Below are 15,469 nucleotides of genomic sequence, written 5' to 3'. Positions count from 1 at the left end.
CGATCAGTGAATGCGAATAACGAGATATGTCATTGGAAAAAGGAGACACAATTATGAATTATTTTATGCTGGCCGGAGCCAGCAGTAACGTCGGCAAAACAACCGTCACCATGGGCATCATGGCGGCCTTCAAGAAACGGGGACTGAGGGTAAAGCCCTTCAAAACCGGGCCGGATTACATTGATCCGATGTTTCACCGCTTTGTAACCGGCGAGCCGTCCATTAATCTGGATACCTGGATGTTAGACGAAGAAACGATCCGGGGGTTATTCTCCCGTCGTCTGGCAGAAAACGATCTGGGTATCGTTGAAGGGGTGATGGGTCTTTATGACGGCCATAGTCTGGAATCGGATGTCGGCAGCAGCGCCTATCTGGCTAAAACCATTGATGCGCCGGTGATTCTGATCATCGATGGTCGGGGCATGGCCAAAAGTGCGGCGGCAATGGTTAAAGGCTATGTCGATTTTGATCCCGATACCAAAATTGCCGGGGTCATCATCAACCGGATCTCAACCGAATCCCATTATCTCTTATTAAAAGAAATGATAGAAGCCTATAACGATGTGACCTGTCTGGGGTATTTCCCCAACAATCCCGATATTGTTATGGACAGCCGTCATCTGGGGCTGGTGCCAGTGGAAGAGATTGCTGATTTCCGGGACAAGGTGGATATGGCCGGAGCATTGGCCGAAGCCCATATTGATCTCGATACCTTATGGAAAATCAGCCAGCACGATCAGGAGGTCAGGGCTTATGCCGATCCTTTTGCAGACTACGCCGTTAAATATCAGGGGTTGCGCATTGGTGTGCCCAAAGACCGGGCCTTTAATTTTTACTATGATGACAATTTTATGGCGCTTAAGCATGCCGGGGTGGAAGTGGTCGAATTCAGTCCATTAAATGATGCAAGTCTACCTGAATCACTCGACGGCCTATATATCGGCGGGGGCTTTCCGGAAATCTTCGGCGCCGAGCTGGCAGCCAACACCGCAATGATCGCCGATATCAAAAACAAACTGGAAGCCGGACTGCCCTGCTATGCCGAGTGTGGTGGGCTGATGTATTTAACCAACTCAATGAGCCTAAACAGTGGCGAAACCAATCCGGCGGTGGGCTTTTTCGATGCCGATGCCCAGATGACCAAACGGCTGCAGCGGTTTGGCTATGTCAATATCGCCGCCTATCTGTGCGGCAAAACCATCGAGATCCGGGGACACGAATTTCATCACAGTCTGGTGACCACCACCGAAGCCTTGCCGACCGCCTATGTAATCAGTAAAAAGGGCAAAACCTGGACCTGCGGCTACCGCCAGAAAAACGTTCTGGCCGGTTATCCTCATATCCATTTTTACAGCAATCCGCTGTTTTTAACCAGTCTCTTAAATGTGGTTCTTGAGTACCAAGCGGGGCAGGCATGAGGCGGGTTACAGTTAAAACCCCGGGCACCTGCGGCGAATACATCCAGGGCTGGTATGATGGCAGCCCCTGTCTGGTATCCAGCCCGATTGACCGTTATTCCCGGATTGTCATTGAAGAAGGTTCAGGAAATCTGGAAACGTTAAAACCCAAAAGCCGAAAACTGGTCGAAGCGGTTTTTAGCCGCTTTGCGATTCCCCAGCGGGAAAAAGAACATTTACAGTTTACGATGACCAGTGATATTCCGCTGGAAAAGGGGATGGCCAGCAGTACCGCCGATATTGCTGGCATGGCCGCCGGACTTTCGGCATATTTTAATCTGGGTCTGACCCCCAAAGAGATCGGTGCCCTGTGCACGACCATTGAGCCCTCCGATAATCTGATGTTTGAAGAACTGAATTTGTTTAATCATATCAGCGGTTCGGTGTTAAAAGAGTTTGAGGGTACCGTGGCTGCGGACATCCTGATTGTTGATTTTCACGGCGGCATTGATACGATGACCTTTAATGAAACCCAGGACGACTATTCGCCACAAGATTTAACCGCCTTTGCCGAAATTGTCGCCCAATTTGAAAAAGGAGTGCGCACCAATAGCCTTAAGGACATTGGCGCCGCCTGTACCAGGAGTGCTCTGCTAAACCAGAAACGCTTAAAAAAGAATTATCTGGATTGCCTGATTGGTCTGTCCCGGGATTTTGGCGGACTGGGTACCGTCATCGGCCACAGCGGCACTGTGATCGGGATTATGCATGATCGGGTCGATTTTCAAAAAGAAGGCTTTATCAAAGCAATGAAACACTATGTTCCTGATTCGGTTTACGCCGAAATCTACCACAATCGCCTGATTCCCGGCGGCATAAAAATTATCGCCGAAACGGTGTAAAAATAGAGCATCGATTGATGCGATAAATAAAAATTCATTTACGAAAGTGAGACAAGATGGAATACATTAACAACCCGAGAGAAATAGAAGAGCGTAGTTTTGAGATTATTACTGAAGAGTTGGGAGACAAGGTTTTTCCGGAAGCGATTGCGCCAATGGTCAAACGGATTATTCACACCACCGCCGATTTTGAGTATGCCGATTTATTGGAAATTTTAAATGGTGGCTATGAAAGTGGGATGGAAGCCCTGAAACAGGGTAAGAAAATCTACGCTGATACCCGGATGATTCAGGTCGCCGTCAATAAAAAAGCCCTGGCCGATCACGGCATTGAAATTGTCAATTTTGTCCACGACGCCGATGTCGCTGCCGAAGCCAAAGAACGGGGCGTTACCCGCTCAACCGTCAGTATGGAAAAAGCCTTAAAAGATGACAGCGTTGGCATTTTTGCCATCGGCAATGCACCGACTGCGCTCTATACTTTAATTGAACAGGTGAAACGGGGTACTGCCAAACCAGCCTTGATTATTGGTGCTCCTATCGGTTTTGTCGGGGCGGCCGAATCCAAGGAAGCCCTGGATCAAATCGACAGCCCGATCATCCGCATCAACGGCCGCAAAGGCGGCAGCCCGGTGGTGGCGGCCATTCTTAACGCCATGCTCTATCAACTGGGAAGGGAATGGTAAGGATGATGACAGAATCAAAAAAAGGAATTTTTTATGGTATCGGGGTTGGTCCCGGAGATCCGGATCTGCTTACTGTTAAGGCGGCTAAAGTTCTGGATGCCTGTGATGCAGTGATTACGCCGGTAAAAAAAATGGGCAGCACCAGTGTGGCCTTTGAAATTGTTAAAAGTCACATTTCCGATCTTTCCAAGGTGATTGAGATGAACTTCCCGATGATTTCCCTGTCTCAGGAACGGGAAGCATTGGAAAAACAATGGCAGCAAAACGCCGACGAAATTGAAGTGCTCTTAAATCAGGGCAAAGATGTCGCTTTTATTACCCTGGGTGACCCGATGGTTTTCAGCACCTATTCTTATGTGATGGAATACTTGTTAGAACGGGATATTGACGTGATCACCCTGTCCGGGGTGCCATCATTTTGTAATCTGGGGGCCCAACTGAACATTCCCCTGACCCAGGGCGAAGAATCACTGGGGATTGTGGCCATGACCCAGCCGGTGGAAGAAATCCGGGCGATCCTGGATGCCCACCAGAACATTGTGGTGATGAAAATTTCTGCCAACAATGCCTGGATGGCAGCGGAGCTGGAAGCCCGGGGGCTGGAGAAAAGTTTTGTGCTGGTGTCCAACATCGGCATGGAAACCCAGCAGGTGGTTCGGGATATTGAGGTATTAAAAGGTAAGATCCCTTACTTATCAACCTTATTAATCAAAAAGAATTATCCCCTTCAGTAAGGGAGGGTGTTGATGTTTAACAAAACCGTTGAAAAAAATGGCAAAATAATGCGTTATGGTTATACCACCGGTTCCTGCGCCACGGCGGCCGCCAAAGCCGCCCTGCTGATGTTATTAAATCAACAGAAATGGGACACGGTAAAAATCAATACGCCCAAAGGCTGGCCCCTCGATCTGGTGCTCCATGATCAGACTTTTTCCGAGTGTGAAGCGTCCTGTTCGGTAGTTAAAGACGCTGGCGATGATCCGGATGTGACCAATGGCATTAAGATTTTTGCAAAGGTGATCCCATCTGATCAGGCCGGGATCACTTTTATTGCTGGCATTGGCGTTGGGACGGTGACCTCGGTGGGACTGAGCATCCCCCCGGGCCAACCGGCCATTAATCCCACTCCCAGAGAGATGATCACCCAGGAAATTCGTGCGGTTCTGGATTCTGACGCCGTCAAGCACCGGTCCGATTTGCCCAAAGGCTGGCAGGTAGAGCTGTCAATTCCCCAGGGGGTGGAATTGGCCAAGCGCACCTTTAATCCCAAGCTGGGAATTGAAGGCGGGTTGTCGATTATCGGTACCACCGGAATTGTGGAACCCATGAGCGAAGAGGCCTGGAAAGCTTCATTGAAACTGGAACTCTCGGTGCTTCATGCCAAGGGCTTTAAAGAAATCATCTTTGTGCCTGGTAACTATGGCAAAGATTTTTCGGAGGAACTGGGGCTTAATGAAGATGTGCTGGTTAAGACCAGCAACTTTATCGGCTTTATGCTGGATGAGGCGGAACGGATGGGTTTTGATAAAATTCTTTTGATCGGCCATCTGGGTAAGCTGGTCAAGGTAGCGGGCGGAATATTTAATACCCACAGCAGCGTGGCTGATGGCCGGATGGAGATTCTGACCGCCCATGCCGGTATCCTGGGTGCATCCCGGGATACCATGGCAAAAATCATGGCCGCCAAAACTACCGACGAAGCCACCGATATAATCCTGGCCGAAAATCTGCCGGACTATTTTAATCAGCTGGCCGAAGTGGTAAAGAAGAAAGTCACTGATCGGGTTTATGGCACTATTGATATCGAAGTGGTGCTGTTTTCCAAGATCCATGGCTTTTTAGGACAAAGCAAAGACGCAGAAGAGTTGAGGAAACGATTATGTACCCATTAAAAATTATTGGACTGGGACCGGGACATCCGGATTATATATTGCCCATCGCCTTAAAAGAAATTGCCGCCGCCGAAGTGATTCTCTGTGGCACCCGCCACGCCGAAAGCTTTGATGCCAGTGGTAAAGAAATGCTTTTTATCGGCAAGGGAACCCCGCTGAGCGAGCTGATGGAAAAGGTTGCTAAGGGCTACCAGAGCCGGAAAACCGCGCTGGTAGTTTCCGGCGATTGTGGCTTTTACAGTCTGTTGGCCTATGCCAAAAAAGTGGTGCCGGAAAAGGACATCGTCTGTATCCCGGGGATCAGTTCGCTGCAGTATTTTTTTGCCAAACTGGCCATCAGTTGGGAGGATGCCAAACTGATGAGCCTTCACGGCCGGGATCAGGATTTAGCCGCCGCCCTGGCGGAAAATAAAAAGCTGGGCATTCTCACCGACAAAAATAATAATACCGCATTCATTGCCGGAATCCTTCAAGCGGCCGGTTGTGAAAACAGCATCCTTTATGTGGGCGAGGAGTTATCCTATCCCAACGAAAAGATAACCCGCCTAACCGTGGCAGAAGCCCTGAGCTATCAGGAGGAAGGACTGGCAGTCGTGGTGGTAATCAATGAGTAAGATAGCAGGATATAAAGACGAGGCCTTTATTCGGGGTAAGGCCCCAATGACCAAACGAGAAATCCGCATCCTGACCATTTCATTGCTGGGGATTGAACCTGGCGATGTCGTAGTAGATATCGGCGCCGGCACTGGCGGTCTCACCATGGAAGCGGCCTATGCCGCCGACCAGGGTAAGGTCTACGCCGTGGAAGCCAAGGAAACGGCGCTGGAACTGGTCCAAAAAAACAAAGAACATTTTCACGCCGACCATGTGGTGATTATTCCCGGTAAAGCACCGGAAGCACTGGCCGAAATCAAAGAACCAGTGGACCGGGTCATCATCGGTGGCTCCGGTGGTAATATGGAAGGTCTGTTCCAGTGGTGCACGGCCAATACCCGCCCCGGCGGCCGGGTCATTGCCAACTTCGTTACCCTGGAGAACGCCGCCCAGGCCACCACCCTGATGAACCAGTATTTCCAGAATGTGGAATTGATTCAGGTAGGGATCAGCCGGGGCGAAGGCATCGGTGGTTTAACGATGCTGAAGGCCGCCAACCCAATTTTTATTATCACCGGCGATGTGAAGTAAACAACAGTTTCGGTATATGTGAAACTGATCGGTAAGCTTGCGATAGTTTCGGAATTACTGCAAAACTGCTATTGACAAGCAGCAGTTTTTCGTGTAGAATGAATTCAATTAAATAGTGAACTTGTCCTATATTCAAGGGAAAAAGGTGTAAATCCTTTGCTGTAATCGCAGCTGTAAAACATGATGACCGTCTCATAGCCACTGTTAAGAAATTAGCGGGAAGGGAGATGGAAAGTTGATTGTTGAGCCAGAAGACCTGTTTGTAGTGATTTCTTAACAACCTCCGATTTAGAGGACTTTAAGAGCATTATATTTAGATTTGTAAGTATGATTCTTTTATCCTTCTCCGTTGGAGAAGGATTTTTTTTCGTCTTGCCGTCGGTGACGATCGCAAGCGAACCGGGAAGTGTGTGATTTCCGGCAGTTGGTTACTTTCTCCTAGCCAATTTTAGAATCTCTTCGAATAAAGGGACATCTCCAAGTCAGTATTTAATACCCTTCCTCGGGGATGGTGTGTGACATCCCCGAATTTACCTTGCTTTCATTAATTTACATTTTTGATAGAAAACATTATTCCTCTGCTTAGATTTTTCTGGCCAAAAATTTGAGCACCAATAAAAGAAGTGCATTTTCTTATGGATGCGCTTTTTTTATTGGAATAAATTTCTTTTAATAAAAAATATTTTTGAAAAAGCGCCGAAAATGGTATACTTGCTATAAAAAATACTGATAACTATTCAGATAGGAAGGTCACAGATGAGAATTCACTATTTACAGCACGTCGCCTTTGAAAATCCCGGCAGTATTCTAAAATGGGCCCAAGCCAACAATTATCCCGTCACTGCGACACAATTGTATAACGATGAAGCGCTGCCGGAGGTGAGTGATTTTGATTGGCTGGTGGTGATGGGGGGGCCGATGAACATTTATGAAGAAGCGCAATACCCCTGGCTGAAGGCCGAAAAAGCATTCATTAAAGCCGCTATTGAAGCCAACAAGGTAGTCCTAGGACTGTGTCTCGGCAGTCAGTTGATTGCGGATATCATCGGCGGGAAGGTTGTGAAAAATAAGCAAAAAGAAATCGGTTGGTTTCCGATCACGTTTTTTGAAGAAGCCAAAGCATCGCCACTGTTTGCCTTTTTCCCGGACAATCCAGTCGTGTTTCACTGGCATGGGGACACCTTTGTCGAGTTGCCGCCGGAGGCCACCGTCATTGCAGCCAGTGCCGCCTGTCAAAACCAGGCCTTCGTCTACCAGAAACGGGTTTTTGGCTTTCAGTTTCATCTGGAAAATACCCAGGCAATTATTAAAGATCTGATTAAAAATTGCGGCGATGAAATGATCCCCAGTGATTTTGTACAGCGGCCGGAGGAAGTCATGGCCCACCCGGAATACATCCTTCAGGACAATCTCTGGATGGCAGCTTTTTTAGACCAGCTGAAACTACTGGTTGAAGCTGACCGGATTTAATAAAAATCTTTATTCACAACAACTGACTGGTGAAAAAGTGGGTAAATATAAATCAGAATCTATTTAAGCAATTCTAAAATTCAAAAGAGTTGATCAAAAATTGCTTTGCGTTTAGTTTCCACAAACAATTTTGTAACGTGTAGGCGAACAGGCGATAGCCTGTACGACGTACAGTGTAAAAATTGTTTCGTGCGAAACTGAATGCGAAGCTCACGGCACTTGTGCAAAAGTCTAAGAAACAATTTGATTGAAAGGAATTTTATAATGAAAAAGGTAATGCTTAACGAAATGACCGCCCTGGAAGTTCAGGAGCTGTTAAAAAATGCCGATCAGGTTACCGCCATTGTGACCTTTGGATCCTGCGAGAGCCATGGCTGGCATTGTTGCCTTGGGCCGGACTTTTTTGTGCCCTCCGAGGTGGCCAAACGAGTGGCCCAGAAGCTTAACAATGTGGTGGTGCTACCCTGCGTTCCCTTTGGGACTTCGATTCATTATAACTCTTACCCGATGTCAATCACCTTGCGCTATGAAACCGAGATTGCCATTGCCGAGGATATCTTTGAGAGTCTGATTAACAATGGCATCAAACACATTTATATTCTAAATGGTCATGACGGTAATATTCCGGCGCTCGAAATAGCCGCCCATAAGGTCAAGGATCGCCATCGGGAGGCAAAATTTTTGTATCTGCCGGACTGGTGGACCAAGGTTGGTCCGATTATGGGTGACCGCTTTGAAGTCTGGAACGGCCTGGGCCATGGCGGTGAAGGCGAAACCTCGATTATGATGGCGCTACGCCCGGAACTGGTCAAGCTGGAAGATGCGGTATCCCAGGTACCGGAAAATGTCATTAAGATCAATGAAAAGGTTGACATTATCTGGGATATCAAGGAACTCACGGCCACTGGGGCCACTGGCGACCCCACAAAAGCCAGCATAAAAAAAGGCGAGCAAATGCTTGAGATCTTTGTCGATTTGGTGGCCAGCGCCATTGAAGAAATGAATAGCCGGGGTTGGGAGTATTAGTTTTTTGGTGGTAAAAGGATAGTTCTGATAAAATGAAAAGAGGTGGTTAAGTAATGAAAAAATTAATGGTGCTACTGACAATGCTTGGTTTAGTCGTGTTCCTGTCGGGCTGTTCGCTGATCCCGGGAATTTTTGGCAACAAGTCAGAGTCGGTAAAAAATCAGGAAATCACTCTGGCCTTGTCGTTTGGTGAGAAAACCGGCACTTATACGGGTCAATTGGTCAAAGGTTTACCCCAGGGGAATGGTGTCTTTACTGTTTCCGACGAGGATGAAGTGGCCTGGACCTATGAGGGCGAATGGGAACAAGGTCATTTTCAGGGGAGCGGGCAAACTGTCTGGGAAGATGGGTTTATGCAGGAAGGCTACTACCAGAATGATTTGTTAAATGGGCCGGGACAAGAATATCTTAATAAGAATCTCATATATGATGGCAATTACACTGATAATCGTTATGACGGACAGGGTACGCTTTACAACTATTATGGCGAGGTGATTTACGAAGGCGATTTTGATATGGGCTACTATAACGAGACGCTGGTTCAGCGAAAGGTACGCCTGGATCCGTTTAAAGCGCAAACCGCAGAAATATCCTACGCCGAAATCGTTGATAACGCCAAAAATGAAACTGGAAAAAAAGTCAAGATGACAGGACGGGTTTTTCAGGTTTATGAAAATTATGAAAATCAGCAATACTTCTGTGATTTTATCATGGATGTCAATGATGATCCCAATCAGATGGTTCAGGTCTATTATCGCTTGAATTCGGGTGAAGCACCGCTGGTTGAAGGTCAAATGGTAACGGTCTGGGGTACCGTTGAATACCTCTATACCTACACCACCGATGGCGGCGAGGAAAACACCATTCCTAATGTGGAAGCCTGGAGTGTGGAATAGAATTTAATAACTGTAACCCAGAAAAACTCCCGGTCATACGACTGGGAGTTTTTAGTATTGGCAGTAGTGCGCTAATTCAGGGTAATAATATCGGATCCGGCAAATTGGAAAGGTAAATGATATTGACCGCTACCGATATATTCAGCAGCGGCATAGTCCCACCAGGGTTTGCCTTCATGACGGAGCCGCATCTGATTATCACCAGGGGTTCCAAAATCAAATTCAATCAGGATATCACCTGCATTGTAGCCTTCAACCGTAAAATTAAGAACCTTGATGGTCCCGCCGTTATCAGTGGTTGAAACAACACTATAATCACTGGTTGCATTGCTAAGAGGGTTGGGGATGTGCTCGGTATAGGTCGTTTGAGAAATCGACAACGAATTGCCATAATCGGTTTTATACCATACGCCATAGATTTTGTTAATGAATTCTTCCGGGGTTAGCACAGACTGGGTATTGGCTTGGGGGGCGGTCAGGATGTATTTTCCTTCAATCGTTGCACTGGAAAAGCCTTTATCGCTCACTGCGACGGCTTTAACCGTGGTTTCGCCAAGGGGTAGGGGAATGGCACTGGTGTATTTTGGCGAGGTCTTGTCGGGGACATTGCCATCAACGGTATAATAAATCGTATAACCAGAGTTACCCTTGATGATTTCCAGGTTTTGGGTACCCTCATAGCTGCCCGGAGCCAGGTTGAAACTGGGCGGTTTAACCAGATAGCTGTCCTGGTTTTGAATGTAGCTTTGATCCCCGGTTTCTTTGGCGGCCCGTTCCAGTAAGGCCAGAATCTCAGCTTCGGATTTTCCGGAGGTTGCATAGGAACTGAGCAGTTCGTCATAGAGTTTTTTTAGTTCATCCTGATCGGTGGTTTTCTCAATTTTTTCTTCACTGGTCAGATTGGCTGAGGCAAACTGATTGTACAGGAAAAAAGTGAGGCCACCAAGAATCAGAATACTGCCAACAATTGCCAGGATGATAATCAATTTTTTTTTGCTTTTTTTTGGTGGTGGAACAATTGGTGATGAGTGGTTTTGATTTGAGTCGACCTCAGTTCGCTCCAGTTCAGCCCAATTTAATTCGTCATGAGCTGATTTGGCGTCATTGCGGTCAGGTGAGTGTTCGTGATCAGTCATTTTTACCCCTCCTTGTCCGGGTTGGAATCGAAACACGTAAAAATTCTGCGCTACAAAAGTTAAGAAATGGCAGGGAATTGATCATCCAAATAATTAACCGTGTCGTTATTAAATCTATACCCATTTACCGGATTTTTATATAGTTGTTATTGACGAGTTTTAAAAAATATGAACAATCTAATCAGTTGGATTTTGAAATCTGCTTGATTTGCTTTATAATAGTGAATAACTGGCAACGAATCATGCGTGTTTCGCCTTGATCATGAGTATTTTGTCTGCCGGTGAAAAAATGATTGGATGGATTATATGTATAAAATACTAATTATCGAAGATGATCAGATTATCGCAAATGCGTTAAAAAATCATTTGGAAAAATGGGGACTTGAAGCAGTGACTATCGATGATTTTCATTATATTTTGGATGAATTTGTGACTTACGATCCCCAGCTGGTGCTTCTGGATATCTCACTGCCATTTTTTAACGGCTACCACTGGTGCAGCGAGATCCGCAAGATTTCCAAGGTACCGATTATCTTTATTTCCTCCACCAGTGACAATATGAACATCGTCATGGCCATGAATATGGGCGGGGATGACTTTATTGCAAAGCCCTTTGATCTGGCGGTGGTGGTGGCAAAAATTCAGGCCCTACTGCGGCGAACCTACTCCTTTCAGGGTCAGGTCAACCTGCTGGAACATAAAGGTGCGATTTTGAATCTCGGTGATGCCAGCCTGAGCTATGCGGATCAAAAAGTGGAGCTGAGTAAAAATGAGTTTAAGACCCTCCAGATTCTGCTGGAAAACAAGGGCGAAGTGGTTTCCCGGGATGTGATTATGAAACGGCTCTGGGACAGTGACTGCTTTGTGGATGACAATACGCTAACGGTTAATATCGCCAGGCTCCGCAAAAAACTGGATGAGGCCGGATTGTCGGATTTTATTGCCACCAAAAAAGGCGTCGGTTATTTGATTGGAGACTAAGATGAACATGACATTTGTTTTTAAGGCCTACCTGAAAAGCCGGATCAAGGTAATTGCTGCATTTGTGTTAATGATGCTGGTCTATGCGCTGGTCTATGCGCTCTACTATCTGCCGCTGGAGCCGATTGTTTACAGTGCCGAATTAGTAACGGCACTGGCAGTCGTTTTTGCCAGTATCGATTTTTGGCGCTTTTATCAAAAACATCAGCGTTTGAATGCAGCAATTAGCGGAGCCACTGCCGGGGTAGGGGAATTACCAAAGCCCCGGGATTTACTGGAAGAGAATTATCAAACTCTGATTCGGGTGCTGGCCGAGAGTCGGGCTGAACTGATCTCCCAGTTTGATAACCGTCAAACCGATATGATCGACTACTATACCTTATGGGCCCACCAGATTAAAACCCCGATCTCGGCCATGGGGGTGCTACTGCAGACCGAAGAGGGGGATCGGGAACGGATCAGTGCCTATCGGCAGGAACTTTTTAAGATCGAACAATACGTGGAGATGGTGCTGCAGTATTTACGGCTGGAGAGCATGTCCGCAGACTTGCTGCTGGTTGAGTATGATCTGGGGGATCTGGTCCGACAGGCGGTAAAAAAATATGGCATTATTTTTATCAATAAAAAAATATCGCTGGAGTTGGCAGAACTCGATTGCCGGGTTCTGACTGATGAAAAATGGCTGGTCTTTGTGCTGGAACAGATTATTTCCAATGCGCTGAAGTACACCAATCAGGGTAAGATTTCCATTTATCTCGATCACCAGGCAGAAAAAACTTTGATCATCGAAGACACCGGCGTCGGCATCCGAGCCGAAGACATTGCCCGGATTTTTGACCGGGGCTTTACGGGTTACAATGGCAGAATGGATAAAAAATCCACTGGGATTGGTCTTTATCTGTGTCAGCAGGTGTTAAATAAGCTCTCGCATTCGATCACGGTAGCCTCCCAGGTGGGGCAGGGTACCCGGGTCAGCATTGATCTGGCAACCCGAGGATTTGAAGCGCTCTAAGCCAATCTTACAAAAGTGTAAGATTAACAATCGAAATGTAAGGCAAAGCGATGGCTGGCTCTTTTCTTTTTCGTTATACTTTGGTTATCGATAAAATAAATCTAAGATCAGGGGAAAAAATATGCGATTACTTGAAGTAAAGAATTTAAAGAAAATTTATACCACCCGCTTTGGCGGAAATCAGGTTCAGGCCCTATCCAACGTCAGCTTCTCGGTGGAGCAAGGCGAGTACGTGGCCATTATGGGGGAATCCGGTTCGGGAAAAACGACCCTGCTCAACATTCTGGCCTCGTTGGATAAGCCTACCAGTGGCGAAGTATTTCTTGATGGAAAGAACATTGTCACCATCAAGGACAGTGAGATCTCAGCCTTTCGGCGGGACAATCTGGGCTTTGTTTTTCAGGACTTTAACCTGCTCGATACCTTTTCGATTCAGGATAATATCTTTTTGCCGCTGGTGCTGGCTCAAAAAAATTATCAGGAAATGAACAGCCGACTGGGTCCGTTGGCCAAACGATTAAACATCGAAGAAATATTAAAGAAATTTCCCTATGAGGTTTCCGGGGGACAAAAACAGCGGGCGGCTGTGGCCCGGGCGTTGATTACCCAGCCCAAGCTGGTACTGGCCGATGAGCCGACCGGAGCCCTGGATTCCAAGGCGGCAATGAATCTGCTAAAGATTTTTTCAGCCATCAATGAACTGGGACAGACCATTCTGATAGTTACCCATTCCGTGGCAGCTGCCAGCCATGCCAATCGGGTTTTGTTTATTAAAGATGGCGAAATCTACAATCAGATCTATCGGGGTTCGATGAGCAACGATGATATGTATCAGAAAATCTCCTATACATTGTCGGTGCTGGCGTCGGGAGGTGAGGATTGTGAATAAGTTCTTTTATCCCCGGCTGGCACTGGTTAACCTCAAGAAGAACGGAAATACCTACATTCCCTATATTCTAACCTGTATCGGATCGATCATTGCTTTTTACACCATGGTTTCGATCCACAGTAACAAGGGCCTCGATCAAATGCCAGGATCGATCAATTTAAAGACCATTCTTTTTCTGGGGATCATTGTGATTGGTATATTTGCGGTTATTTTTCTTTTTTACACCAACAGTTTTTTGATCAAACGGCGCAAAAAAGAACTGGGCTTATACAGCATCCTGGGTCTGGAAAAAAAGCATATCGCCCGGGTGTTGTTTTATGAAACCGTCTTTGTGACGGTGATCAGCCTGAGTCTGGGACTGATCGGCGGCATACTGATTGGCAAATTGCTGTTTTTACTGCTTTTGAATATTGTTCATTTCAAGAGTCCCCTAAGTTTTCATATTGATTATTGGGGGCTGTTAATCACCACCGGGGTGTTTCTGGTCATCTTTGGCTTGACGCTCCTGACAAATTTTTTGCAAGTAAAACTCTCAAACCCCATCGATCTTCTAAAAGGCGGACAGCATGGGGAGAAAGAACCAAAATCTTCCTGGATTGTTACCGTGATCGGGCTTGTTTCCCTGGGGGCGGGTTATGGAATTGCCCTGTCGGTTAAAACACCACTAGAGGCACTGATGCTTTTCTTTGTGGCAGTGGTATTTGTCATCATCGGAACCTATGCCTTATTTATTTCCGGGAGCATTACCCTGCTAAAACAACTGAAAAAGAACAAAAAATTTTATTATCAGTCCCGCAATTTTATTTCAGTATCGGGGATGATTTACCGGATGAAACAAAACGCCGTGGGGCTGGCCAATATCTGTATTTTGAGCACCATGGTGTTAGTCACCCTGTCGACAACGGTATCCTTGTATGTCGGTCAGGAAGGGATGCGTCGGGATTTTTATCCCATGGATGTCAGCATTATCGGCGAAGCAGGCAACACTGACTTCGATGAAGTCAAAGCGCTGCTTGAATCAGAAAAAGAAAAATTAATGGTGAGGAGTAGCGATGAAATTTCTTTTGATTTGGCTCGTTTTCGAGCTTTTCAGGAAGGTAGTCATTTTCTGAAGGATATGGTTGATGATGAAAGCACCGATGCCAGGTATTACGAAAGGATCTCAAACATAACCCTGATTCCCTTGGACGACTATAACCGCTTAACCGGTGGCAACAAAAGTCTGGCTGAAAATGAAATGCTGATCTTTTCGGTGGGTGACAATTATGGCCAAGCGACCATTGTTTTTGGCGATCAGCAGTATCTGATTACTGAACAGCTGGAAGCCATTCCAATGGACTTTAAAAAGACTCAGGATATGGGCCAAACCTACTACCTGATTGTCAAAGATGATGCAGTTATGGAGGCCGTTTATCAGACCATGAAAAACGACGATGATCCCCAGACCACCCTCCATGCCCTGATGTTTAATCTCGATGGGGACGAGGACACCCTCAACACCTTTTCCGCTAATCTGCGGACAGCGGTAACCCAGAGCAATCCAGATATCAACATCCAAAACCTGTATGAAGCATTGACGGAATTGTATTTCTTTTTTGGTGGATTTTTGTTTCTGGGGGTATTTTTAGGATCACTCTTTATGATGGCAACGGTCTTAATTATTTATTTCAAACAGATTTCCGAAGGCTATGAAGACAGTGAACGGTTTGAGATCATGGAGAAGGTGGGAATGGATAAAACCGAGGTTAAAAAAACCATCCGTAAGCAGATTCTGATGGTGTTCTTTTTGCCCCTGGCCGGTGCCATTGTTCATGTGGCTTTTGCCTTCCCGGTGATCACCAAAATGCTGGCTGCCTTCCGGCTGACCAACGTAACGCTGATCTTTTTATGCACTCTGGCTGGTGTTGTCGTTTATGCCCTGGTTTATACCGGCGTCTATCTGCTTACCGCCAGATCATATTATAAGATGATCCATTAAGAACAACTGCGGCAACTAA

General features: G+C 46.4%; 15 protein-coding genes and 1 riboswitch. Of the genes, 14 read left to right on the top strand and 1 reads right to left on the bottom strand.

Annotation, left to right across the window (positions count from 1 at the left end; translation table 11 throughout):
* Positions 1-53: 53 nt before the first annotated feature.
* From ACWI_RS01035 to ACWI_RS00990, 10 genes are all read left to right on the top strand, one after another.
* Positions 54-1,418 carry a cobyrinic acid a,c-diamide synthase CobB gene (locus tag ACWI_RS01035; protein WP_070369572.1) on the top strand — a complete coding sequence of 455 codons (1,365 nt, stop codon included), beginning with the start codon at positions 54-56 and terminating at the stop codon, positions 1,416-1,418.
* On the top strand, positions 1,415-2,299 hold the full coding sequence (locus ACWI_RS01030; protein ID WP_070369571.1) for a GHMP family kinase ATP-binding protein: 885 nt from the start codon (positions 1,415-1,417) through the stop codon (positions 2,297-2,299). The genes ACWI_RS01035 and ACWI_RS01030 overlap by 4 nt, the downstream gene beginning before the upstream one ends.
* Positions 2,300-2,355: 56 nt before the next feature.
* Positions 2,356-2,985, top strand: coding sequence for a precorrin-8X methylmutase (locus ACWI_RS01025; protein ID WP_070369570.1), 630 nt, complete (start codon positions 2,356-2,358; stop codon positions 2,983-2,985).
* Positions 2,986-2,987: 2 nt separating this feature from the next.
* Positions 2,988-3,719: a precorrin-2 C(20)-methyltransferase gene (cobI, locus tag ACWI_RS01020; protein WP_242871553.1), complete on the top strand. Its 732-nt coding sequence runs from the start codon at positions 2,988-2,990 to the stop codon at positions 3,717-3,719.
* A 12-nt stretch (positions 3,720-3,731) separates the two neighbouring features.
* Positions 3,732-4,877 carry a cobalt-precorrin-5B (C(1))-methyltransferase CbiD gene (gene cbiD / locus ACWI_RS01015; protein ID WP_070369568.1) on the top strand — a complete coding sequence of 382 codons (1,146 nt, stop codon included), beginning with the start codon at positions 3,732-3,734 and terminating at the stop codon, positions 4,875-4,877.
* Complete coding sequence (gene cbiE / locus ACWI_RS01010) at positions 4,865-5,491, top strand: precorrin-6y C5,15-methyltransferase (decarboxylating) subunit CbiE (RefSeq protein WP_070369567.1); 627 nt, start codon at positions 4,865-4,867, stop codon at positions 5,489-5,491. The genes cbiD and cbiE overlap by 13 nt, the downstream gene beginning before the upstream one ends.
* On the top strand, positions 5,484-6,062 hold the full coding sequence (gene cbiT, locus ACWI_RS01005) for a precorrin-6Y C5,15-methyltransferase (decarboxylating) subunit CbiT (protein ID WP_070369566.1): 579 nt from the start codon (positions 5,484-5,486) through the stop codon (positions 6,060-6,062). The genes cbiE and cbiT overlap by 8 nt, the downstream gene beginning before the upstream one ends.
* Positions 6,063-6,151: 89 nt before the next feature.
* Positions 6,152-6,340: riboswitch (cobalamin riboswitch) on the top strand.
* Between the two features lie 478 nt (positions 6,341-6,818).
* The gene (locus tag ACWI_RS01000; RefSeq protein WP_070369565.1) at positions 6,819-7,532 is read left to right on the top strand and encodes a type 1 glutamine amidotransferase; all 714 of its coding nucleotides are present in this window, start codon (positions 6,819-6,821) and stop codon (positions 7,530-7,532) included.
* A gap of 264 nt (positions 7,533-7,796) precedes the next feature.
* On the top strand, positions 7,797-8,558 hold the full coding sequence (locus tag ACWI_RS00995; protein WP_070369564.1) for a creatininase family protein: 762 nt from the start codon (positions 7,797-7,799) through the stop codon (positions 8,556-8,558).
* Between the two features lie 53 nt (positions 8,559-8,611).
* Entirely contained in the window at positions 8,612-9,454 is an 843-nt protein-coding gene (locus ACWI_RS00990; RefSeq protein ID WP_070369563.1) for an MORN repeat-containing protein, read from the top strand.
* A gap of 71 nt (positions 9,455-9,525) precedes the next feature.
* Here the strand turns inward: ACWI_RS00990 and ACWI_RS00985 are convergent, their stop codons facing one another.
* Positions 9,526-10,590 carry a chitobiase/beta-hexosaminidase C-terminal domain-containing protein gene (locus ACWI_RS00985; RefSeq protein ID WP_070369562.1) on the bottom strand — a complete coding sequence of 355 codons (1,065 nt, stop codon included), beginning with the start codon at positions 10,588-10,590 and terminating at the stop codon, positions 9,526-9,528.
* Between the two features lie 306 nt (positions 10,591-10,896).
* On the opposite strand from ACWI_RS00985, the gene ACWI_RS00980 reads away from it, so the two are divergent.
* From ACWI_RS00980 to ACWI_RS00965, 4 genes are all read left to right on the top strand, one after another.
* Entirely contained in the window at positions 10,897-11,571 is a 675-nt protein-coding gene (locus tag ACWI_RS00980; protein ID WP_070369561.1) for a response regulator transcription factor, read from the top strand.
* A gap of 1 nt (position 11,572) precedes the next feature.
* Positions 11,573-12,583: a sensor histidine kinase gene (locus ACWI_RS00975; protein ID WP_070369560.1), complete on the top strand. Its 1,011-nt coding sequence runs from the start codon at positions 11,573-11,575 to the stop codon at positions 12,581-12,583.
* A 121-nt stretch (positions 12,584-12,704) separates the two neighbouring features.
* Positions 12,705-13,472: an ABC transporter ATP-binding protein gene (locus tag ACWI_RS00970; protein WP_070369559.1), complete on the top strand. Its 768-nt coding sequence runs from the start codon at positions 12,705-12,707 to the stop codon at positions 13,470-13,472.
* Positions 13,465-15,450 (top strand): FtsX-like permease family protein, encoded by a 1,986-nt coding sequence (locus tag ACWI_RS00965; RefSeq protein WP_070369558.1) that lies wholly within the window; start codon positions 13,465-13,467, stop codon positions 15,448-15,450. The genes ACWI_RS00970 and ACWI_RS00965 overlap by 8 nt, the downstream gene beginning before the upstream one ends.
* Positions 15,451-15,469: the final 19 nt, after the last annotated feature.

This window comes from Acetobacterium wieringae (assembly GCF_001766835.1).
In the GTDB taxonomy this organism is placed as follows: domain Bacteria; phylum Bacillota; class Clostridia; order Eubacteriales; family Eubacteriaceae; genus Acetobacterium; species Acetobacterium wieringae.
The sequence above is the reverse complement of the archived record's forward strand: the minus strand, read 5'-3'. Positions and strand labels throughout refer to the sequence as shown.